Source organism: Pseudomonas sp. NFPP25 (assembly GCF_900116505.1).
Taxonomy (GTDB): domain Bacteria; phylum Pseudomonadota; class Gammaproteobacteria; order Pseudomonadales; family Pseudomonadaceae; genus Aquipseudomonas; species Aquipseudomonas protegens.
This window is the reverse complement of record NZ_FPBG01000002.1, coordinates 959,024-981,051: the sequence shown is the minus strand read 5'-3', so window position 1 is coordinate 981,051 and position 22,028 is coordinate 959,024. Positions and strand designations below refer to the sequence as shown.

General features: G+C 64.8%; 13 protein-coding genes. 11 read left to right on the top strand and 2 right to left on the bottom strand.

Annotated features, from left to right (window positions below; all coding sequences use genetic code 11):
* Window positions 1-19 precede the first annotated feature (19 nt).
* On the bottom strand, window positions 20-1,114 hold the full coding sequence (locus tag BM382_RS11565; protein ID WP_072442881.1) for an acyltransferase family protein: 1,095 nt from the start codon (window positions 1,112-1,114) through the stop codon (window positions 20-22).
* A gap of 220 nt (window positions 1,115-1,334) precedes the next feature.
* Here BM382_RS11565 and BM382_RS11560 point away from each other — a divergent pair, with 220 nt between their 5' ends.
* Complete coding sequence (locus BM382_RS11560; protein ID WP_072442878.1) at window positions 1,335-3,290, top strand: monovalent cation:proton antiporter family protein; 1,956 nt, start codon at window positions 1,335-1,337, stop codon at window positions 3,288-3,290.
* A gap of 62 nt (window positions 3,291-3,352) precedes the next feature.
* Here BM382_RS11560 and BM382_RS11555 read toward each other — a convergent pair whose 3' ends face one another.
* Window positions 3,353-4,561 carry an ammonium transporter gene (locus BM382_RS11555; protein WP_072442875.1) on the bottom strand — a complete coding sequence of 403 codons (1,209 nt, stop codon included), beginning with the start codon at window positions 4,559-4,561 and terminating at the stop codon, window positions 3,353-3,355.
* A 335-nt stretch (window positions 4,562-4,896) separates the two neighbouring features.
* Between BM382_RS11555 and BM382_RS11550 the strand changes: the two genes are divergently transcribed.
* From BM382_RS11550 to BM382_RS11505, 10 genes are all read left to right on the top strand, one after another.
* Window positions 4,897-5,211: an ElaB/YgaM/YqjD family protein gene (locus BM382_RS11550; RefSeq protein WP_011062506.1), complete on the top strand. Its 315-nt coding sequence runs from the start codon at window positions 4,897-4,899 to the stop codon at window positions 5,209-5,211.
* Window position 5,212: 1 nt separating this feature from the next.
* Entirely contained in the window at window positions 5,213-5,602 is a 390-nt protein-coding gene (locus BM382_RS11545; RefSeq protein ID WP_011062507.1) for a phage holin family protein, read from the top strand.
* Window positions 5,599-5,940, top strand: a complete 342-nt coding sequence (locus tag BM382_RS11540; RefSeq protein ID WP_011062508.1) for a hypothetical protein — start codon at window positions 5,599-5,601, stop codon at window positions 5,938-5,940. Before BM382_RS11545 ends, BM382_RS11540 begins: the two co-directional genes overlap by 4 nt.
* A gap of 125 nt (window positions 5,941-6,065) precedes the next feature.
* On the top strand, window positions 6,066-7,229 hold the full coding sequence (locus BM382_RS11535) for an EAL domain-containing protein (protein ID WP_053153063.1): 1,164 nt from the start codon (window positions 6,066-6,068) through the stop codon (window positions 7,227-7,229).
* A 224-nt stretch (window positions 7,230-7,453) separates the two neighbouring features.
* Window positions 7,454-8,785 (top strand): deoxyguanosinetriphosphate triphosphohydrolase, encoded by a 1,332-nt coding sequence (locus BM382_RS11530; RefSeq protein ID WP_011062510.1) that lies wholly within the window; start codon window positions 7,454-7,456, stop codon window positions 8,783-8,785.
* An 824-nt stretch (window positions 8,786-9,609) separates the two neighbouring features.
* Window positions 9,610-11,277, top strand: a complete 1,668-nt coding sequence (locus BM382_RS11525) for a ShlB/FhaC/HecB family hemolysin secretion/activation protein (protein WP_239690409.1) — start codon at window positions 9,610-9,612, stop codon at window positions 11,275-11,277.
* Window positions 11,278-11,381: 104 nt separating this feature from the next.
* The gene (locus BM382_RS11520; protein ID WP_072442871.1) at window positions 11,382-16,340 is read left to right on the top strand and encodes a hemagglutinin repeat-containing protein; all 4,959 of its coding nucleotides are present in this window, start codon (window positions 11,382-11,384) and stop codon (window positions 16,338-16,340) included.
* Between the two features lie 202 nt (window positions 16,341-16,542).
* Window positions 16,543-17,169, top strand: coding sequence for a response regulator transcription factor (locus BM382_RS11515; RefSeq protein WP_019096116.1), 627 nt, complete (start codon window positions 16,543-16,545; stop codon window positions 17,167-17,169).
* Between the two features lie 43 nt (window positions 17,170-17,212).
* A complete protein-coding gene (locus BM382_RS11510) occupies window positions 17,213-18,955 on the top strand; it encodes a response regulator (RefSeq protein ID WP_072442868.1) in 1,743 nt (580 codons plus the stop codon).
* 120 nt (window positions 18,956-19,075) lie between these two features.
* Window positions 19,076-22,024, top strand: coding sequence for an HD domain-containing phosphohydrolase (locus BM382_RS11505; protein ID WP_072442866.1), 2,949 nt, complete (start codon window positions 19,076-19,078; stop codon window positions 22,022-22,024).
* Window positions 22,025-22,028: the final 4 nt, after the last annotated feature.

Genomic DNA, 22,028 nt, shown 5'->3' with positions numbered 1-22,028 from the left:
AGCAGGAAGGACCGGACGACTACACCGGATCGTAGTGTTTGCGCCGGGGGGCGGTACTGAACCGGCGCTTGCAGTAGGCCGTGGCACGATCGAGGATCGGCTTTTCATAAAAGTGATAGCCAACCCAGCCATAGCAGACCACCGCCGTCATCATCAGCACGATGAAGGCCAGGTTATCCACATAGCTCTCGGGCCAGGCGCCGATCACCTGCCAGGCCCGGCCGACGACCCCCAGCACCAGTAAGTGGGATAGATAGATGGTGTAGGACATATCACCGGTGGCTGTAAGAAACCCTGGCATACGGATCAGTTGCCGCCGCTCCAGCAAGGCCAGGGACAGGGTCAGGGTACCGAAGGTCAGGCCCACCGCGAGCATCCTCGGCAAGCCCTCGGTGAAGAACAGCTGGTAGGCGTAGATCAGCGGAAACCCCACCAGCAGAGCCGCCGCCAGCGCGACCCAGACCAGCGCCGTCGGCACCCTGGCGCTATGGGGCCCGTAGAAGAACAGCGCCAGGGCACTGCCGGCAATGAACTCCAGGGCGTAGGGATGGAGGATGATCTTCAGCACCGGGGAATAGTCCTGCCAGTTCTGCAGCAGGTTGAACAGCACCAGCGCCACCGCCCACAGCAGCAGGATCAGCGGCAGGCGCTTTTCCTTGAAGAACAGGAACAGGGTGAACATCAGGTAGAACCACAGCTCGAACAGCAGCGACCAGGCCACCATCACCAGCAGCACCCGGTCATTGGGCAGCAGCAGGAAGGACATCCACAGGTTGGAGCCGCCGTGGGAGCTGTTCACCAGCGCCGGCTGCCACAGATACACCCCCAGGGTGATGAAGAAATACAGCCAGTAGGTGGGGTAAATCCGGGACAGGCGGTTGAACAGGAAGCGCTGGGTCTCGACGGTTTTCTGAAAGCGCCCACGACTGACGATGACCATCACGAAGCCGCTGATGACAAAGAACAGGTCGACCCCGAGCTGGAAGAAATTCAGCATGACCGGCAGCAGGATGTCACCGCCCGAATACTTGATTTCCACCGACATCATGTGGAACAGCACCACGCCCAACACCGCGGCGCCCCGCAACCCTTGCAGTGAATACAGACGCTCCATACACCTCTCCGACACCTCACTGGCAGGGTCCTGTGGATAACCCCGTCACCCGGGCACCGCCTTTATCGACAATTTCTGAGCATAGCGAAGGCTCATGAATATGAGACATTCTCGACAAACAATGACCTGAATCAGCGTCACTCTCTGCGGCCCGGGTAATCCTCGCGCCTTTTTTTGCCTCTAGGCTTTGCCTTGCCCGCCCCCTGTCCGGAGATGCCCGTTGTTTGCCAATCTGCTGATCATTCTTGCCTCCTCGCTGGTGGTGATTGCGTTGTTCCGGCGCCTGAGCCTGCCCCCGGTGCTGGGCTATCTGTCGGTGGGCCTGATGGTCGGCCCCACCGCACTGGACTGGGTCAACGACAGTGAGGACCTGCCCGACCTGGCAGAACTGGGGGTGGTATTCCTGCTGTTCTCCCTGGGCCTGGAGTTCTCCTTGTCGAAGATGCTTGCCCTGCGCCACGTGGTGTTTGGCCTGGGCAGCCTGCAAGTGCTGTGCACCGGCTTGATCCTCGGGGTCCTCCTGGCCCTGTTCGGCATGCCCCTGACCGCAGCGCTGATGCTCGGCACCGGGCTGGCCCTGTCCTCCACCGCCATCGTCAGCAAGGAACTGACCAGCCTTGGCGAGATCTTCAGCAGCCACGGGCAGAACGCCATTGGCGTGCTGCTGTTCCAGGACGTGGTGGCGGTGCTGTTGCTGACCCTGGTGCCGGTCTTCGCCGGCAGCAGCGAGCACGCCTGGTACTGGGCCCTGCCGGCGACCCTGGGCAAGACCGTGGTGCTGTTCGTCGGCCTGCTGCTGGCCAGCCGCTGGCTGTTGCCGCGGCTGTTCCATGAAGTGGCCGCTTCGCACTCCGCCGAACTCTTTGTGCTGCTGGCCCTGGTGATCGTCCTGCTCACCGCCTGGCTCACCCACCTGCTGGGCCTGTCACCGGCCCTGGGGGCCTTCCTCGCCGGCATGCTGCTGGGGGAAAGCCATTACCGGCATCAGATCGAGGCCGACATCCGCCCGTTCCGCGACATTCTGCTGGGGCTGTTCTTCGTCAGCATCGGCATGCTCATCGACCTGCAACTGTTCATCGACCATGCCCTGCTGATCACCGGCCTGACCCTGGCCCTGCTGCTGATCAAGGGTTCGGTGGTGGCGACCCTGCTCAAGCTGCGCGGCAGCGATGGCGAAACCGCCTGGCGCAGCGGCCTGGCCCTGGCCCAGGGCGGTGAATTCTGCTTCGCCCTGATGGCGCAGATGCAGCTCAGCCAGATGATCCCGCCCGACATCAGCAGCCTGCTGCTGGCCGCCACCTTCTGCTCGATGCTGGTAACCCCGCTGTTGCTGCGAGCGGCGCCGGTCATCACCGCCCGCCTGCACCGCAAGCCCAACCAGGCCGCGCAACTGGAGGAAATCAGCGCGCAGAACGCCGAGCTGCAAGGCCATGTACTGATTTGCGGGTATGGCCGGGTCGGCCAGTCCATTGGCCGCTTCCTGCGCCACGAGCAACTGCGCTACATCGCCCTGGACGATGATCCGGTGCGGGTCCAGGAAGCGTCTGCGGGAGAAAGCTGCGTGCACTACGGCGACTGCCGGCGCGGCGACCTCCTGGCCGCAGTCGGCCTGGAACGGGCGCGGCTGCTGGTGATCGCAGTGGACAAGAGCGATATCGCGCTGACGGTGCTCAAGGCGGCGCGCCGCCTGGACCGCACGGTGCCGATCCTGGTGCGCACCCGCGATGACAGCCAGTTGGCGGAACTCAAGGCCGCCGGCGCCAACGAAGTGGTGCCCGAACTGCTGGAGTCGAGCCTGATGCTCGCCTCCCATGCCCTGATCATGCTCGGCCTGCCGGAGCAGCGAGTGCAGCGCACCGTGGATGAAGTGCGCCACAGCCGCTACCAACTGTTGCACGGCTTCTATCACGGCACCCAGAACAGCGCCCAGGACAACCGCGAACCGCCGGCGGTGCAGATGCACGCCGTCAGCCTCGACGCCGATGCCCACGCCTGCAACCGACCATTGCAGGAGTTGGGCCTGGAGGCACTGGGCGTTGATATACGCGGGGTGCAACGCAATGGCAACGACCTGCCGCTGAACCCCAGCCCGCGCCTGCAAGCCGGCGACCGGGTGCTGGTGTCCGGCCCGCAGGCGGCCATCGAGGCTTGCGAAGCACGCCTGCAAGCCGGTTGAAGCCACCCAGACCAAACCCCGGGCGGCGAGCGCCCAGGGTCATCAATAGCAGGGGCGTCGTCTCAGTCCTGGCTCACCGCGCCGATCTTGTGCAGCGACAGGTCGGCGCCGTAGTACTCCTGTTCCTGGGTCAGGCGCAGCCCGCAGACCGCCTTGATCACCCCATACACGGCCAGGCCGCCCAGCAGCGCCACCGCCACCCCGAGGCCGGTGCCGATCAACTGGCTGACCAGGCTGACCCCACCCAGGCCGCCCAGGGCACTCTGGCCAAAGATCCCGCAGGCAATGCCGCCCCATACACCGCACAGGCCATGCAACGGCCAGACCCCGAGCACGTCGTCGATCTTCCATTGGCTCTGCGCGGCGATGAAGCACCAGACGAACAGCGCTCCGGCAATGGCGCCGGTGATCAAGGCGCCCACCGGGTGCATCAGGTCCGAGCCGGCGCAGATCGCCACCAGCCCGGCCAGCGGGCCGTTATGCAGGAAGCCCGGGTCGTTGCGGCCGACGATCAGCGCCGCCACCGTACCGCCCACCATGGCCATCAGCGAGTTCACCGCCACCAGCCCGCTGACGCCCTGCAAGGTCTGGGCGCTCATGACGTTGAAGCCGAACCAGCCGACAATCAGGATCCACGAGCCCAGGGCCAGGAACGGAATGCTCGACGGCGCGAACGCCACCAGCTTGCCGTCGCGATAGCGGCCATTGCGCGGCCCCAGCAACAGCACCGCGGCCAGGGCCAGCCAGCCTCCCATGGCGTGCACCACCACCGAGCCGGCAAAGTCATGGAAGCCGGCACCAAAGCGCTGCTGCAACCAGGCCTGCACCCCTAAGTTGCCGTTCCACACCAGCCCTTCGAAAAACGGGTAGACAAAGGCCACGATCAGCACCGTGGCGCACAATTGCGGCACAAAACGCGCGCGCTCGGCGATGCCACCGGAGATAATCGCCGGGATCGCCGCGGCGAAGGTCAGCAGGAAGAAGAACTTCACCAGGCCGTAGCCGTGATCGGCACTGATCACCGCCGCCGGTTGCAGGAAGCTCACGCCGTAGGAGATCCAATAGCCTATAAAGAAATAGGCCAGGGTCGAGACGGCGAAGTCGCTGAGGATCTTCGACAGCGCATTGACCTGGTTCTTCTGCCGGACGGTGCCGACTTCGAGGAAGGCAAAGCCGGCGTGCATGGCCAGGACCATGACCGCCCCGATCAGGATGAACAGGGTGTTGGAACCGTGGACCAGGGTGTCCACAGCGCTTTGCAGATTTTCCATGGAGTAGGCAGATCCGAAATCGGCCAGCCGTTCCCTGGCAGGGCGCCCCGCTCCTTGCACCAAGTTGGCTCCCGGGCGCGCCATTGCACGCATTCGGTGAACCGTTTTGGCGCGCCGGGGGCGGCACGACAAACCACGGGGTGAGGACTGACCTGAGGTTATGGTTTTCTTGGCCAGGGTTTACGCGGGCTACAGCGCGACCCTCGCTCGTTTTCGGCGCAGGCCCGGGGCCTGGCGCACCAGGACAAAGCAAAAGCTGTACCAGACAATTGCAGTGAACCTTCGCCCAGGGCTCACACTCATAGCTCACACAAGCAACTAACGGAGATGGAACCATGGCCAGCAAAACGGCAAAGACGGCTCAAGAAGTACTGATGGCGGATTTTCAGGCACTGGTCAGTGACACGGAGCGTCTGCTGGAACACACCGCGACCCTGGCCGGCGACCAGGCCGACGAGTTGCGCGAGCAGATTCACGACAGCCTGCTCAAGGCCCGGGAGACCCTGCAACTGACCGAAGACTCCCTGCGCCAGCGGGGCCAGGCAGCGGTCACCGCCGCCGAGGACTATGTGCAGAGCAACCCTTGGCAATCGGTGGGCATCGCCGCCGGCGTGGGCTTCCTGATCGGCCTCCTGGCGACGCGGCGCTGATATGGCTATCGGCGAATCCACTTCGTCCGGCAGCGGCCCGAGCGCGTCTTCGCGGCGCCTGGGGGCGGCGGTCCTGGGGCTGCTGCACAGCCATGTCGAGCTGTTCGGCATCGAGTTGCAGGAGCAGAAAGCACGCACCGTGAGCCTGCTGCTATTCGCCGGGCTGGCCCTGGTGTTCGCCCTGCTGTTGCTGGTGGGGCTGTCGGCACTGGTGCTGATCCTGTTGTGGGACAGCTATCGCCTGGCTGGAATCATCGGCCTGTGCGTGTTCTACACCCTGGCGGCGATCTTCTGCGGATTGCGCCTCAAGGCAGCGATCTTCGATGAATCCTCACCTTTCCACGCCACCCTCGAAGAGTTGGCCAATGATCGGGAGCGCCTCCTGCCATGAAACTGCCTGAAGTCCCGCAGAACACTTCACGCCGGGAAATGCGCAAGGTACTGATCCGCCTGCGCATGGAAATGCACCGCCAGGAAATCCGCCACGAGTCCCAGCAACTGCTGCAACCCCTGCAACGGGTCCGCGGCCTGGGGCAGAGCTGGCAGGAAGGCTTGGGCATCAAGCACGCCCCGCTCTGGGGCGTGGCAGTGGTGACGCTCCTGGGCTTCATCACCGGCAAGGGTGCCAAGAGCGGCGGTGCCGGCGGCCTCACACGCCTGGTTCGCCTGGGTACCACGCTGGTGCCGCTGATCAAGCTGGTGATGCAAGGCTCCTCGCGCAAATCCTGAGCGGCGCTATCTGGCTGCATTCTTGCTAAGCAACCCGGATCGGCCCCTTTACCCAGGGGCCGGTTCGTGGCCGCCTCCCCGTCAGCCACGGCCCTACTCCACCCAGACTCTTGTAAGGAGGCCCTGTGATCGACGGGCAACCGCTCGCCTGCTTCCAGCCCTTCATCGACACCGCCACCGGGCGTATCGCCGGGGTCGAAGCCCTGGGCCGCCTGCGCCAGGACAATGGCCAACTGGCGTCCGTGGGGCCGCTGTTCGCCGATCCTCGAACCCCCTCCAGCGCCCTGCGCCGCCTTGACCGGCTGATCCGCGACGACGCCCTGCGGCGCCTGCACGAGGCACCCGCGGACTGGTTCCTGAGCCTGAACATTTCCCCCCGATGGATCAGCCGCCTGCGCCCCGGGCAGCCCTTGCCCAGCCTCAAGCAATTGCAGCAGAACCGCGTAGACCCGCGGCGCATCGTGTTCGAGATCACTGAACTGGGGGGCAACAGCCAACGCCTCAGCGAAGTGGTGGCGCGCTACCGCCAGGCCGGGGCACGGATCGCCATCGACGACTTCGGCGCCGGCTACTCGCAACTGGACCGGGTGCTGGCCCTGCAACCGGACATCCTCAAGCTCGACATGCGCCTGTTCCAGGCCGCGGCCCGGGGTGGCCCCAGCAGCGACGTGGTCAAGGCCCTGGCGCAGATGGCGGAGAAGACCGGCTGCTGGATCATCGCCGAAGGTGTGGAAACCGAAGCCGAACTGGATTTCGCCCTGGAGTGCGGCTCGCGCTATGTACAGGGCTTCCTGTTTGCCCAGGCCGAGCAACAGTTTTACCCCAGCGATGCCTTCGTCCAGCCCTTCGCCCGCCTGCGCGAGCGCTACGTGCGGCACAAGCTGGCCGAACGCAACCGGCTGATGCGCATGCGCCTGCAACTGGCCGAACTGATGAACCTGCTGCAGGCCTGGGCCCAGGCCCAGGCGCCCATCAGCCAACTGCCCCGGGTCGAGGCCTTTCCCTGGCTACTGCGCTTCTATCAGTGCGACCGCCATGGCACCCAACTGACCCCGAACCTGGAATGGCGCCACAACAGCTGGCAGGCCGACAGCAGCTACGTTGGCCACAACTGGTCCTGGCGCCCGTACTTCTATCACCTGCTGGCCGAAGGCTGGGAGGAGCGACGCCTGACCCTGTCCAACACCTACCGCGACGCCACCAGCAACCAGTATTGCCTGACCGCCGGGCAGTTTTTCGACAACGGCCAGCGCCTGCTGCTGATCGACATCGACGCGGCCGGCCTGTAACCCTGTCCCGTTTGCCGGCGAACGCAGCGCCACGATGGATGCACGAACTGCGGGCCCTTTCGCCGGCAAGCCGCTCCTACAGGTGGGCCGCAGGCCATGCCATTTCCGTGCAGGAGCTGGCTTGCCAGCGAAGGCGTCGACACAAGCGCAGACCATGCGCCTCTTGCGGCCACGCCCGAGAAACCGGAAGCTCTGCCCTTCAGTTTTTTTCGGAGAGACCCGCCTTGGATTGGCAGACCCTGCTCAACCGCGAACGCCTCGGAAAGCCAGTGCACAGCCCGGAAGAACTCGGCCGTAGCCCTTTCCACAAAGACCACGACCGCATCATCTTCTCCGGTGCCTTCCGCCGCCTAGGGCGCAAGACCCAGGTGCACCCGGTGTCCAGCAACGACCATATCCACACCCGCCTGACCCACTCCCTGGAAGTCAGCTGTGTCGGTCGTTCCCTGGGCATGCGCGTCGGCGAGACCCTGCGCAGCGCCCTGCCCGATTGGTGTGAGCCCAGCGACCTGGGGATGGTGGTGCAATCGGCCTGCCTGGCCCACGACATCGGCAACCCGCCCTTCGGCCACTCCGGGGAAGACGCCATCCGCCACTGGTTCCAGCAAGCCGCCGGGCGGGGCTGGCTGGATGCGATGAGCGAGGCCGAACGCCAGGACTTCCTCAACTTCGAAGGCAACGCCCAGGGCTTCCGGGTGCTCACCCAGCTCGAATACCACCAGTTCGATGGCGGCACCCGGCTCACCTACGCCACCCTCGGCACCTACCTCAAGTACCCCTGGACCGCGCGCCATGCCGACTCCCTGGGCTACAAGAAGCATAAGTTCGGCTGCTACCAGAGCGAGCTGCCGCTGCTGGAACAGATCGCCCACAAGCTGGGCCTGCCCCAGCTGGAAGACCAGCGCTGGGCCCGGCACCCGCTGGTGTACCTGATGGAAGCGGCGGACGACATCTGCTACGCCCTGATCGACCTTGAGGACGGCCTGGAGATGGACCTGCTGGAGTACGCCGAAGTCGAGGCGCTGCTACTCGGCCTGGTGGGCGACGACCTGCCGGAAACCTATCGCCAGCTGGGCCCCAGCGATTCGCGCCGGCGACGCCTGGCGATCCTGCGGGGCAAGGCCATCGAGCACCTGACCAACGCCGCCGCCCGGGCCTTTGTCGAACAGCAGGACGCCCTGCTGGCCGGCACCCTGCACGGCGACCTGGTGGAGCACATGCATGGTCCGGCCAAGCGTTGCGTACTCAATGCCAAGGATGTGGCGCGACGCAAGATCTTCCAGGACAAGCGCAAGACCCTGCACGAGATCGGCGCCTACACCACCCTGGAGATCCTGCTGAACTCCTTCTGCGGCGCGGCGCTGGAACAGCACGGCGGCAAGACCCCCTCGTTCAAGAACCGGCGGATCCTCGATCTGCTGGGCAATAACGCGCCGGACCCGAACTGGCCGTTGCATACCTCGTTCCTGCGCATGATCGATTTCATCGCCGGCATGACCGACAGCTATGCCAGTGAGATGGCCCGGGAAATGACCGGGCGCTCCAGCCCGCAATAACCGTCATTCATCAAGTGCCCGGCCACTGTGCCAGGCACTTGATATGACCTGCGACATCCAATCTGCAACTAAGGGAATCCCCTAGCCAGAGTATCGCTATATAGTTTTCTATACGTTGATAATTTCGCCGGCGATACCACCAGAAACTATGGGTGCAGTGCAGAATTCTCACCACCAAGACATCTAAGGATATCCCCTAGCAACAACAGCCCGATCAAACAAGAACAACAATAGAGCAACTACTCAAACAGAAAGAGCAAGTAGCCGAAACACTTGGCGCTCGCAAGTTGATATACGAACTGACGATTACAGAATTAAACATCCAGTTAGCCATTCAACCAAACATCCTACCTTTGAATAATTCACCCGAGCGCCACACCCCTTGCCAATCAGGGCTGACAAGCAAATTCCGTTAGCCCTCTATGTATTTACAATTTACGTACAAATAGCCTTTTGGGTTTCGGATAGTCTCGATTTCACAGGCTATCCCCCCCGCTGACCACCCCCGGAAAAATTAATTTTGCGCTGCGCTGTAACGTTTCCACTGCAACTCACTCAACCCTTTTGTCATACCTGAATTTGCACTAACCCATCCGGCACTTACTCAGGAACTGTCACTTCCGAGCACTTGAGCACTGAACCTCAGATATAGATATCGAAGGTATTTAGCGTTCACAGGGCAGAACTAAAAGCGACGCCACTAGTTGAGCCTCATACCCGGCTTTCCGAGTGTCTGTCACTTCGTCTTATTACAGTAAGGATGCCAAGTGCCCTATTCATTACGCACTGACCGCTCCCTTCTCCCCCACACCAGCACTTGGTGCCTGGGACTGCTGCTGGGCCTGACGTACCTGACGCCGGCCCTGGCCGATAACCTGCAACCGGGCCAGGAAGCCCTGCGCCTGCAGCAACAACAGCAACGGGACCTGCAACAACTGCAACTGGAACAGCGCCAGCGGCAGATGCAGCGCGGCAGTTTCAGCAGCACCCCGGCGGCCCCCAGCCAACCTGCGCAGACTGCCAGCGACGAGCGCTGCTGGCCCCTGAGCGGCACCCGCATCGGCGGCGTCAGCCTGTTCGACAAGGCCCGGCTCAATGACTACATCAAGCCGTATGTCGCGCCGTGCATGGGGGCCAACCAGATCAACCAGCTGCTGGCGGCCATCACTCGCCTCTATGTAGAGGCCGGCTACATCGCCAGCCGCCCTTACCTGGCCAGCACTCCGGCGGCCGGGCACAGCCTGGATATCCTGGTAGAGGAAGGCTACGTCGAAGCCATCGAACTGGCCGACCAGAGCCTGCCGGTGTCCCTGCGCGGCGCTTTCCCGGGCATGCTCGGCAAGCCCCTGTACCTGCGGGACCTGGAGCAGGGCCTGGATCAACTGAACCGCCTGCGCTCCCTGGACCTGACCGCCGACATCGCCCCCGGCAGCCAGCCCGGGGCCTCGCGGATCATCCTGCGCTCGCGCAGCAGCGCCGCACGCTGGGGCCTGGGCCTGGGGGTGGACAACCTGGGCAGCGCCGGCACCGGGCGTGACAGGCAGTCGATCAACCTCAACCTCGACAGCCCGTTGCAGATCAACGATGCGCTGAACCTGAACTACAGCGACACCCTCAACCACGGCCCGCGCTACAGCCGCAGCAGCAGCCTGTTCTACTCGGTGCCCTACGGCTACTGGACCTACAGCCTGTTCGCCAGCCATGCCGAATACCGCGCGCCGCTCAAGCTGCCCCGCACCACCTTGTACAACAGCGGGCGTACCGACATGGTCAGCGGCCGCGCCGACCGGGTGCTGTGGCGCGACCAGAGCCACCAGCTCAGCGCCAACCTGCAACTGGCCTACAAGGACGTGGACAGCTACCTGCAGAAGGCCCACCTGCAGATCCAGAGCCCGACCCTGACCGTGGCCGAAGCCGGGCTCAACCTGTTCTGGCTCGACAGCGCAGTGTGGAACCTGGATGTCAATTACGCCCAGGGCCTGACCTGGTTCGGCGCCGACCGCGACTCGCAGCAGGTACAGCGCAACCTGCCCCAGGCGCAGTTCCGCAAGTACCGCGCCGGCCTCAGCCAGTGGCGCAACGGCCAGTTGGGCACCCAGCGCTGGCAGTGGCAGAGCCAGCTCTCGGCGCAGTACAGCCCGGACCCGCTGCCGGCCATCGAACAACTGCTGGGCACCGACGATTCGGCGGTGCGCGGCTATCGCATCAACAGTGCTTCCGGCGCCATTGGCGCGGTATGGCGCAACACCCTGCGCCTGCCGCTCGACAGCGACCTGCCGGTCAAGATCACCCCGCGCCTGGGCCTGGACAACGGCTGGATCAAGGCCGAGCACGGCGCCCGGAGCCGGCAGCTGAGCGGTGCCAGCTTGGGGCTCAACCTGAGCTGGAAAAAACTCCAGGTCGACCTGGACTACCAACGCAGCCTCAACACCCCAGAAGGTTTCCGAACGGAGCCGGAAGTCTGGCTGGCCAGGTTCAGCCTGCAGATTTGACCCGACCGCCGATTAGCCTGAATCAACCGACGAACCTGAGCATCACGCGCCGTTGCCCCCTTAGAAAGCAACGCCCGGCTCACCCCACTCAGAACGAGGTTCTCATGCCTGACAACACTCACAGGTTCCACCTTTCGCCCCAGGGCACATTGCGCTGGACCATCGCCGGCCTGCTGCTGGTCTCCCATCTGCCCCTGGCCCTGGCCGGCGGGATCACCGTGGCCGAGGGGCCCGGCGGCATCCCCCAACTGCAAAACCAGGGTGGCGTACCCATCGTCAACATCGTCGCGCCCAATGCCGGCGGCCTGTCCCACAACCAGTTCCTGGACTACAACGTCGGGCAACAGGGCGTGGTACTGAACAACGCCTTGCAGGCCGGGCAGTCGCAACTGGCCGGGCAACTGGCGGCCAACCAGCAGTTCCACGGCCAGGCGGCCAGCGTGATCCTCAACGAGGTGATCAGCCGCAATGCCTCGCAACTCAATGGTGCCCAGGAGATCTTCGGCCGCGCCGCCGACTTCGTGCTGGCCAACCCCAATGGCATCTCGGTCAATGGCGGCAGCTTCATCAACACCCCCAATGCCAGCCTGGTGGTGGGCCGCCCGGAACTCCAGGACGGCAAGCTGCAAGGGCTCAACACCCAGGATGCCCACGGCCAGTTGGCTATCCAGGGCGGTGGCCTGCGCAACGCAGAGGGTTCGATCAATCTGATCGCCCCGCGCATCGACAGCCAGGGTGCCCTCAAGGCCCGGGACCAGTTGAATGTCACCGTCGGTCGCAACCAGCTGGACTACCCCAGCGGCCAGGTGCGTAACGTCGACCCGGCAAGCCGCACCCAGGAGCAGCGCATCGACGCCAGCCTGTTCGGTGCCATGCAGGCCGGGCGGATCAATATCGTCAGCACCGCCGAAGGTGCCGGGGTGCGTGTCGGCGCCGTCCAGGTGGACGGCCGCGACGGGGTCAAGCTGAGTTCCGCCGGTGACCTGGACATCCGTGGCCAGGCCGTGGACAACAGCCTCGACGCGATCCGTGCCGGGGTCAGCAGCCAGGGCGACATCGAGCTGCACGGAGCCAAGGACCTGACCCTGGCCGCCACCGATGTCAGTGGCCGCAACGTCAAGCTCGACGCCGGGCGCAACCTGACCCTGAGCAGCATCGAAAGCCGCAAGCTCCAGGAAAAACGCCAGCAATGGGAAAACAGCACCATCGGCATCACCTGGGAAACCTACGACAGTACCCACACCGACAGCGACAGCCGCCAGCACGGTAACAAGGTCGTCGCCCGGCAGGATGCCGAGCTGAATTCCGGCGCCAGCACCCAGATCCAGGGCAGCAGCGTCGAGGCCGGCAATCGCCTGAGCGCCCAAAGCGGCGGCGACCTGCGCCTGACCGCTGCCACCGAGACCCACACCCAGCGTGACCAGGGCCAGCATCGCAAGCACCTGTGGAAGGAAAACTGGGACAACGCCAGCAGCGAGCAGCGCACCGTCACCAGCCAGCTCAAGAGCGGCAAGCAGCTGGAACTGACCAGCCAGCAGACACTGCAACTGCAGGGCGCCGAGCTGCACAGCCAGGGCGACATCCTGCTGAGCGCCAAGGACGTCGACATCACCAGCGCCAGCCGCCAGCAGAGCCAGAGCAACCAGCGCTACTCCGGCGACCTGGTGGGCGGTGGCTTCTTCGGCAAGAACGCCGACGGCGACCAGGGCAAGACCCAGAACCAGGGCAGCAAGGTCAACGCCGACGGCAAGCTGATCGTGCGCGCCGACAGCGTACGCATCAGCGGCAGCCAGGCCCGCGGCGGCACCGAGGCCAGCGTCATCAGTGACAAGGGCGCGCTGACCATCGACGGCGTGCGGGACACGTCCCACAGCAACAACCACAGCAAGGACAGCAAGTTCTTCGGCATTGCCAAGGACGAGAGCCGCCAGCAGAACAAGGGCAGCACCACGGTCGGCAGCCAGTTGCGCTCGGACAGCAACCTCAAGTTGCAGAGCGCCGAGGACCTGACCGTCAGCGGCTCCCAGGTCGCCGCAGCAGGGGCACTGGACGCCAGCGCCAAGGGCACGATCAAGGTCGCGGCCGCCGAAGACACCCAGCACGACAGCAGCAGCACCCAGAAGCGCGGCTTCGACGCCTACGCCAAGGAAAATGCACCGGGCACCGGCCAATACCGGGCCGGGGTGCGCTACCAGGATCAGCAGCGCAACGACAGCAGCGACAGCACCCGGCAACAGGCCTCCAGCCTCACCGGCGGCACCCTGGCGGTCACTGCCGGCGAAGATCTCAAGGTGCAAGGCAGCGACCTTGCGGCCACGGCCGGCGATGCCAGCCTGAGCGGCAAGCATGTGCAGTTGCTGGCCGCGGACAACACAACCGAGAAGCACAGCGACAGCACCACCACCGGCGGCGGCTTCTATTACACCGGCGGCCTGGACCGGGCCGGCAACGGCGTGGAAGTGGCGCACAACAGCAGCCAGGACAGCAGCAGCAAGAGCACCGCGCAAACCAGCAACATCGGCGCCAGCGGCAACCTGACCATCAACGCCGGCAACCGCCTGACCACCGAAGGGGCCCAGGTCAAGGCTGGCGGTACCTTGCAGGTCAACGCCGGCGAGGTGGTGAACAAGGCCGCCCGCAACAGCGAAACCAGCCACCACCAGGACAACAACTGGGCAGTGGATGTCGGCGCCAACGTCGAATACAAGGGCATCACCCGGCCGATCGAGAAGGCCATCCAGGGCGTGGCCCAACGCAAGTTCCATCAACCGGGAGTACTCGATGCCCTGGAACAGCCCAACGTCGGGCTGGACGTGGACGTCAGCCACCAGAACCGCCAGCTGGACAGCAGCAGCGGCACCGCGATGGTCAGCCAGTTGAGCGGTGGCCAGGTCGAGGTCAAGGTCAAAGGCCAACTGCAGGACCAGGGCACCCAGTACCGTGCCACTGATGGCGCGGTGAAAATCAGCGCCGACAGCCTGCTGGCCAGCGCCGCCAGCAACAGCACCAGCAGCAGCGAACAGGCCCTGGATGCCAAGGCCGGCGTGCGGGTCTACACCAATACCGGCGAGGACCTGAACATCCGCGGCAGCGGCGCCGGTGGCAGCAGTACCGTCACCAGCAGCAAGGACCAGGCCCAGGTCGGCAGCTACAACGCCAGCCAGGGCGTGGACATCCAGCTGGCCGGCGACGGGCGCTTCGAAGGCAGCCAGTTCAACGGCGGCCAGGGTGGCGTGACGCTCAAGAGCGGCGGTGAACTGGCGCTGAACCAGGCCAATGACCGCCAGAGCAGCAGCAACTCCAGCCTGCGTGGCGACGCCTCGCTGACCCTGGGCACCACCCCGGGCAGCAACGGCAGCAACCTCAACCTGGGTGCAGGTGTCCAGCTGGACCACAAGAGCCTGGAGCAGCAGGACAGCCAGGCGCGGGTTGCCAGCATCCAGGGCCAGGGCCCGGTGCAGCTCGACAGCGGCGCCAACCTGACGCTGCAAGGCACGCAGATCGGCAACGCGGCACGGCCTACCGGCGATATCCGCCTGGGCGCTGGCGGCAAACTGGACCTGCAAGCCGCCGTGGACACCCACACCAGCCAGGGCAGCAACCTGGGTGGCGGGCTCACCGCCGGTGCCAGTAAAACCAGCAGCGAGCAAAGCAGCGGCAAGAGCGCCAACCTCAGCGCCAACTTCAACATTGGCCGGGTCTCTGAAAACGACCAGAGCCAGCGCGGCGCGCAACTCTACAGCCAGGGCCAGGTCCTGCTGGGCAGCGCCGCCACCGGCGACGACGCGATTCACTTGCAGGGCACCCGGATCGATGCCGGCAAGGTCGTCCTGGATGCGGCCCAGGGCGGCATCTTCCAGGAGTCGGCGCACTCTACCCAGGCCCATGACAACTGGGGCCTGACCCTGGGCGCCGGTGGCAGCATGGGCAAGACCACCCTGGCCGATGCCAGCGAGCACGACTCGCCGAAAATCGACCACGGGATCAACGCCCGGGCCAAGATCGACGTCGACCAGCGCCAGAGCACCACCCAGCACAACAGCCTGATCAAGGCCGACCAGGTGGTCCTCAACAGCGCCGGCAACGTGCATCTGGCCGGGGCCAACATCGACGCGCAACGGGTCGACGGAGCCATCGGTGGCCGCCTCGACATCGAAAGCCGCCAGGACCGCCTGCGCAGCACCCAGGTCAATATCGACGCCAAGCTGGAGGTGGCGAAGAACCAGCCCGGGCTGGTGGACAAGCTGGCCAAGCCGGCCGGCCCGCTCAAGGACGACCTGAAGGCCAAGGCCGAGAAAGGCTTCGACAAGCACCGCGAGAAACTGGAGAACGCCGTGGACAAGGGCGTCGACAAACTCGGCTCGGCCAAGGACAGCGTGGTCGCCCAGGCCAGCAACGCCAAGGAGCGCCTGGGCGAGAAGCTCAGCCGCAGCGGCAGCTACGACGTCAACCCCGAGCCCCGTGGCGCCTTTGGCAACGGTGTGGACAAGGCCAAGAGCTACCTGGCCGACAAGGCCGACGCCGTGGGCAATGGCTTCTCCAGCCTCAAGGAACGCTTCTGGCCGAAAACCAGCGACAGCTACTCGGTCAGCGAGAAGAACACCACCGGCAGCAAGGTGGCCAACACCGCTGAAGGCGTACTGTTCGGCGACAAGAGCGGCAACACCTCCTACACCCCGACCTTGAACCTGGGCTTGAGCCATGCTGGCAAGGACAGTGTGGAGCAGGCCTCGGGCATCCTTGGCCAGCAAGGGGTGAACCTGCGGGTCAGCGGTGAAACCACGCTCACCGGTGCACGCATCGGTGCCAGCGAGGGCCGGGTCGACCTGGGGGGCTCCAAGGTCACCAGCAACGCCCTGGCCGGCTCGGACTACCGTGTCGACGCCGGGCTCAACCTGTCCAAGTCACCGGTCAACCTGGCCCTGGGCGCCGGTAGCGAGCTGACCCGCAAACAGGACGAGGCCACCAGCAAGGACCAGGTGTTCAACCTCGGCCCGCTGCGTGTCGGCGGCCACAGCAACAGCCAGCTGCTGCAAGCCGGTATCGATCAGAAAACGCCATGAGGTCATGGCCGCCCTCCTTCCTGGGAGGGCGGCCTGGGTGCCCCACCCTGTTGAACTTCCATTAGATGCCACCCGCCTGTAATCCCTCCCCTTATTCTGTGTAAGGCGCTTCCGAGATTGCGTCTAACCGCACTTTCGCCACTTTTCCCCTCCACCAGCTGGGCTAACGTTCGGGCTTTCCATTGGTCGGCTGGAGGCCTGTATGGGCTCGGTACTAATCATTGATGATCATCCCGTGGTGCGCATGGCCATTCGTATCCTGCTGGAGCACGAGGGGTATTCGATCGTTGGTGAAACCGATAACGGCGTCGATGCACTGCAAATGGTCCGTGATTGCGAACCGGACCTGGTCATCCTCGATATCTGCATTCCCAAGCTGGACGGGCTGGAGCTGCTGGAGCGCCTCGGCAACATGCCGAGGCGCTCGCGGATCCTGGTCCTGACCGCCCAGTCCGCTGCCCTGTTCGCCAACCGCTGCATGCGCGCCGGGGCTTGCGGCTACGTCTGCAAACAGGAGGACATGAGCGAGCTGCTCAGCGCCATCAAGGCGATCTGCAGCGGCTACAACTACTTCCCCAGCCTGGCCCTGCAGGTTGACCGCAACACCCTTGGCTCGCCGCTGGAGTTGGCGCAGTTCAACTCACTCAATGACCGGGAATTGATGGTCCTGCAGCTGTTCGCCATGGGCCAGACCAACAAGGAAATTGCCGCCGGCATGTTTCTCAGCAACAAGACCGTCAGCACCTACAAGAAACGCATCATGCAGAAACTGGCGACCACTTCGATGAGTGAACTGGTGGACATGGCCAAGCGTAACGCATTGATATGAACCGCCAGCCAGCCTCTTCCCCGATGCGCCGGGTACCCTGGCCATGACCCCGGCCCTGCTGCCTATGGGCGTCGTTGCCCTGCTGTTGCTGTCGATGGCGGCCGGGCTGGGCCTGGCCTGCCTGTACCGGCAACTGCGCCAACACCGGCAACAGGTCCAGGCGCTGCAACAGACGGTGGCAACCCTGAGCACCAGCCTGCAGCAGGCCGAGCGGGCCAACCGCCTGAAAGGCCAGTTCCTCGGCCACCTTGGCCATGAGATCCGCACACCACTGAACGCCTTCATCGGCCTCCTGGAGCTGGTGCTGCAACGCACCGAGGACGGCTCAGCCAACCGTGGTTCCCTGGAGCTGGCCCTGGGTGCCGCCAGTGACCTGCGGGAGCTGCTCGGCGACCTGCTGGACATCAGCCGGATCGAGTCCGGGCAACTGCAACTGAACCCGGCCTGGACCTGCCTGAGCCACAGCGCCGAGGCAGTGCTGGGGGTGTTCCAGGCCCTGGCCCGGCAGAAGAACCTGGACCTGAGCCTGGAATTCCAGGCCCCGCCCCCCGAACCCCAGGTACTGGTAGATGGCCTGCGTTTCAAGCAGATCCTGACCAACCTGTTGAGCAATGCCCTCAAGTTCACCCGACAGGGCAAGGTGCAGGTCAAGCTGCAATTGCTGCCGGCGGCGCGCCCCGGGCACTTCGACCTGCTGCTGCGGGTGCTGGACACCGGCATCGGCATTCCCCCACAGGAGCGCCAGCGCCTGTTGCAGCCCTTCGCCCAGGTGGAACCGACCAGCCAGTCGCCACGGGACAGCAGTGGCCTCGGCCTGCCCATCAGCCATCAGCTTTGCCTGCAGATGGGGGGCAGCCTGAGCCTGCACGGCCGCACGGGCCCCGGATGCGAAGTGCAGGTCAGGCTGACCTTGCCCGGCCGCACGGCCGTCGCCCCCAGGCCCGTCGCCGCCACGCCGGCTGCTGCCCAACTGCCGCTGGATGTGCTGCTGGCAGACGATCACCCTGCCAGCCTGACCTTGCTGCAAGGGCAACTGGAGCACCTCGGGCACCGGGTCACCTGCGCCGGGAACGGGTTGCAGGCCTATCAGCTATGGCACGAGGGCGACTTCGACCTGCTGATCGTCGACTGCAACATGCCCTTGATGAATGGCTACCAACTGGCCGAGGCCATACGCCGCAGCGAAGGCTCCGGGCCGGCGGTCAACCTGATCGGCTGCAGCGCCAGCAACGACCCGCAGACGCATCAGCGTGGCCTGGATGCCGGCATGCACGATTGCCTGTGCAAGCCCTTGGGGCTGGAGTTGCTGGGCTCACGCCTGGCGACGCTGCACCCCCTGCCAAGGCCTGACAGTTTCAGCATCGAGGCCTTGTTCACCCTGACCCATGGCAAGCCGCAGCTTGTCCGGAGCATGCTGGAAAAACTGTCGCAGTGTTGCCGTGAGGATCGCCACCTGCTGGGGAGGATCCCGCCCGACGATTTCACCGCCCTGCTGGAGCTGGCCCACAAGATCAGGGGCTCGGCGCTGATGGTCCGGGCCACCCCCTTGCAGAACTGCTGTGAAAACCTGGAGCGGGCTTGCCTGGAACGGGCCGGGGCTACCGTCATCAGCACCGCTGTGCGCGCCCTGGACCTGGCCCTGATACGCCTTGCCCAATCCCTGCACCGACACCTCGAAGGCCAGGCTCAATCGCAACCTGCGCTGCCCCGCGAAGCAACCCGGCCTGCCTCTTGCCAGGAAAATAGCAAAAGGCCAGTATTGCCTCGCCGTCAGCCACACCCATGAAACCCGTAGCGACGGTTTCCTCGACACCCTCGGCCCCCGGTAAAGCCAAGGCAGGCAATGCCAGCCTTAACTATGCTTGGGTCCTGAGCCATGCCTCGTGTGCCTTTGGAGTGAATTGGAATGCTGAGCACCCCTGCCTTAGCACAACGCCGCTTTCCTCTGCATATCCATATCAGTGCAATGTTCACCTTGCTGTTGCTCCTGACGGGTGTAGTGCTGGGCCTCTACAACTACCAGCAGACCACGCGGCTGATCCTCGACAGCAGCGAAAAGCTTTTCCAGCGCATCGAGCTGGATGTACGCAGCGACGTCAAGGCCACCTACGATCCCATGCGCCATCTGCTCAGCCTGCTGGCGGGCTCGCCGGCGGCCCAGGCGGCGAACCTGGAAGACCGGCTGACCCTGCTGCGGCCTTTCAGCCAGGCCCTGCTGGACAACCCGGACCTGGCTTCGCTGTACCTGGGCTACGCCAATGGCGATTTCTTCATGGTGCGGCCACTGCGCATTCCGCAGATCCGCGAAAGGCGCCAGGCCCCGCAGAACAGCGCCTACGAGGTGTGGAGCATCGAACGCGACTCGCGCACCGGCCAAGTCCATTCCCAATCGCTGTTCTATGACCCCGCGCTGGTATTGATCGACCGCCTGGAGCACCCCGACGAGCGCTACGACCCACGTAACCGCGACTGGTTCTCCAGCGCCCGGGGCGACGCCGACCAGATCACTACCCGCCCCTATGTGTTCTTTTCCACCCAGAACGTCGGCACCACCCTGGCCCGGCACAGCGGCAAGATGGCCGTGATCGCCGCCGACCTGACCCTGGAACAGCTGTCCTCGACCCTGGCCAAGCACCGCGTCACACCCTCCACCGAAGTTGCCCTGCTGGATGACCAGGGCAACGTCGTGGCCTACCCGGACAGCCAGAAGCTGCTGCCGGAACAACGCAGTGCGCGGCTGGTCAAGGCGAACGACCTGAGCCCGGCGCTCGCTGCCCTGATGCGTGGCCAGACCGAAGGCGGCCATCTGCAGGCCCAGGGGCGCAGCTGGATTGTCGCCAGCGGCCATATCGCCGAGGGTGGCCCCGGCGGCTTGCAGCTGGCGCTGCTGGTGCCCGAGGACGAACTTCTGGCCGACGCCTATCGCCTGCGCTGGCAAGGCGCGCTGATTACCCTCACCACCCTGCTGCTGTGCCTGCCCCTTGGTTGGCTGATCTCCCGGGTCCTGGTACGGCCGCTACACGCCCTGGTGCAGGAGGCCGACGCGATCCGCAGTTTCGATTTCGACTATCCGGTTTCCCGGCGTTCACCGGTGCTGGAGGTTGATCAACTGAGCATCTCGATGGCGCGGATGAAAGACACCCTGGCGAGCTTTTTCGAGATCAACGCCAGCCTGTCCGCCGAAACCCGTTTCGACCCGCTGCTGCAACGGGTGCTGTTCGAGACCGTAAAGATCGCCCAGGCCCAGGCCGGCCTGATCTACCTCTGTGAAAGCAAGGGCACGCGCCTGGAGCCCCATGGGCTGATCATCGATGGCCAGCCCCAGGACATGACGCAGTTCCCCATCGGCTCCCGGGAACTGGCGGACAGCCGGACTCCCGAGTGGCTGAGCCAACTGACCCACAACGACAGCGTGGTCACCACCCTGGGATTCGATCAGGCCGCGGACCTGCAGAGCGTGTTGCTGGCCCTCGACAGCCCCAGTGCGCACCTGGTGGGCATCCGCCTGCGCAACCGGCACAACGAAACCATAGGCATGCTCCTGCTGTTCCTGGTGGACAGCGGCGCCGAGGCCGACCTGGACAAACTCAGCCCGGACCGCATCGCCTTTATCCAGGCCGTGTCCGCCACCGCCGCCCTGTGCATCGAGAGCCAGCGCCTGCAGAACAAGCAGAAACAGTTGCTGGATGCCTTTATCCAGTTGCTGGCCGGGGCCATCGACGCCAAGAGCCCCTACACCGGCGGCCACTGCCAGCGGGTACCGGCCTTGACCCTGATGCTGGCCGAGGCGGCCGCCGCCAGCCAGGACCCGCGATTCGCTGCCTACCAGCCCGGCGAGGACGAGTGGGAAGCCTTGCACATCGCCGCCTGGCTGCACGACTGCGGCAAGGTCACCACCCCGGAATACGTGGTGGACAAAGCCACCAAGCTGGAAACCCTGAACAACCGCATCCACGAAATCCGCACCCGCTTCGAGGTGCTCAAGCGCGACGCCTGGATCGACTACTGGCGCGCCCTGGCCCTGGGCGGCGACGAACAGCCTCTTGCCGCCGAGCGCGAGGCCCGGCTGCTGGCCCTGGACGATGACTTCACCTTTGTCGCCCGCTGCAACATGGGCACCGAATTCATGGCCGAGGCCGATCAGCAGCGCCTGCAGCGCATCGCCCAACGCACCTGGAGCCGGACCCTGGACGATCGCCTGGGGGTTTCCTGGGAGGAGAACCAGCGCCAGGAACGCACCCCGGCGCCGAGCCTGCCGGTGCTGGAACCGCTACTGGCGGACAAGCCCGAACACCTGCTGGAGCGCAGCGCCACGGAAGTCATGGCGGCGGACAACCCCTGGGGCTTCAAACTGCAGGTGCCCAGCCACAAGTACAACCGTGGTGAGCTGTACAACCTGAGCATTGCCCGGGGCACGCTGACGGCCGAAGAACGCTATGTGATCAATCACCACATCGTGCAGACCATCATCATGCTCGAGCACCTGCCCTTCCCCAGCCACTTGCAGAACGTGGCGGAGATCGCCGGCGGCCACCACGAGAAGATGGACGGCACCGGCTACCCCAAGCAGCTCAAGCGCGAACAGATGAGCCTGCCCGCGCGGATGATGGCCATCGCCGACATCTTCGAGGCCCTGACGGCGGCAGACCGCCCCTACAAAAGGGGCAAGACCCTGAGCGAGGCGCTGAACATCATGGCCATGATGTGCCGCGATGCCCATATCGATCCCGAGCTGTTCGAACTGTTCATCCAGCAGCGGATCTACCAGCGCTACGCGGAGCGTTTCCTGACGCCCCAACAGGTCGACCCGGTGGACCAGGATTCACTGCTCAAGAAGGCGGGCTTGAGCACCTGAGGGC

Excerpts from the sequence above, each read along its gene's own strand:
- BM382_RS11555 (WP_072442875.1), bottom strand. The coding sequence starts at position 4,561 with ATGGAAAATCTGCAAAGCGCTGTGGACACCCTGGTCCACGGTTCCAAC.
- BM382_RS11565 (WP_072442881.1), bottom strand. The coding sequence starts at position 1,114 with ATGGAGCGTCTGTATTCACTGCAAGGGTTGCGGGGCGCCGCGGTGTTG.
- BM382_RS11505 (WP_072442866.1), top strand. The coding sequence starts at position 19,076 with ATGCTGAGCACCCCTGCCTTAGCACAACGCCGCTTTCCTCTGCATATC.
- BM382_RS11515 (WP_019096116.1), top strand. The coding sequence starts at position 16,543 with ATGGGCTCGGTACTAATCATTGATGATCATCCCGTGGTGCGCATGGCC.
- BM382_RS11540 (WP_011062508.1), top strand. The coding sequence starts at position 5,599 with ATGAAACTGCCTGAAGTCCCGCAGAACACTTCACGCCGGGAAATGCGC.
- BM382_RS11520 (WP_072442871.1), top strand. The coding sequence starts at position 11,382 with ATGCCTGACAACACTCACAGGTTCCACCTTTCGCCCCAGGGCACATTG.
- BM382_RS11545 (WP_011062507.1), top strand. The coding sequence starts at position 5,213 with ATGGCTATCGGCGAATCCACTTCGTCCGGCAGCGGCCCGAGCGCGTCT.
- BM382_RS11550 (WP_011062506.1), top strand. The coding sequence starts at position 4,897 with ATGGCCAGCAAAACGGCAAAGACGGCTCAAGAAGTACTGATGGCGGAT.
- BM382_RS11510 (WP_072442868.1), top strand. The coding sequence starts at position 17,213 with ATGACCCCGGCCCTGCTGCCTATGGGCGTCGTTGCCCTGCTGTTGCTG.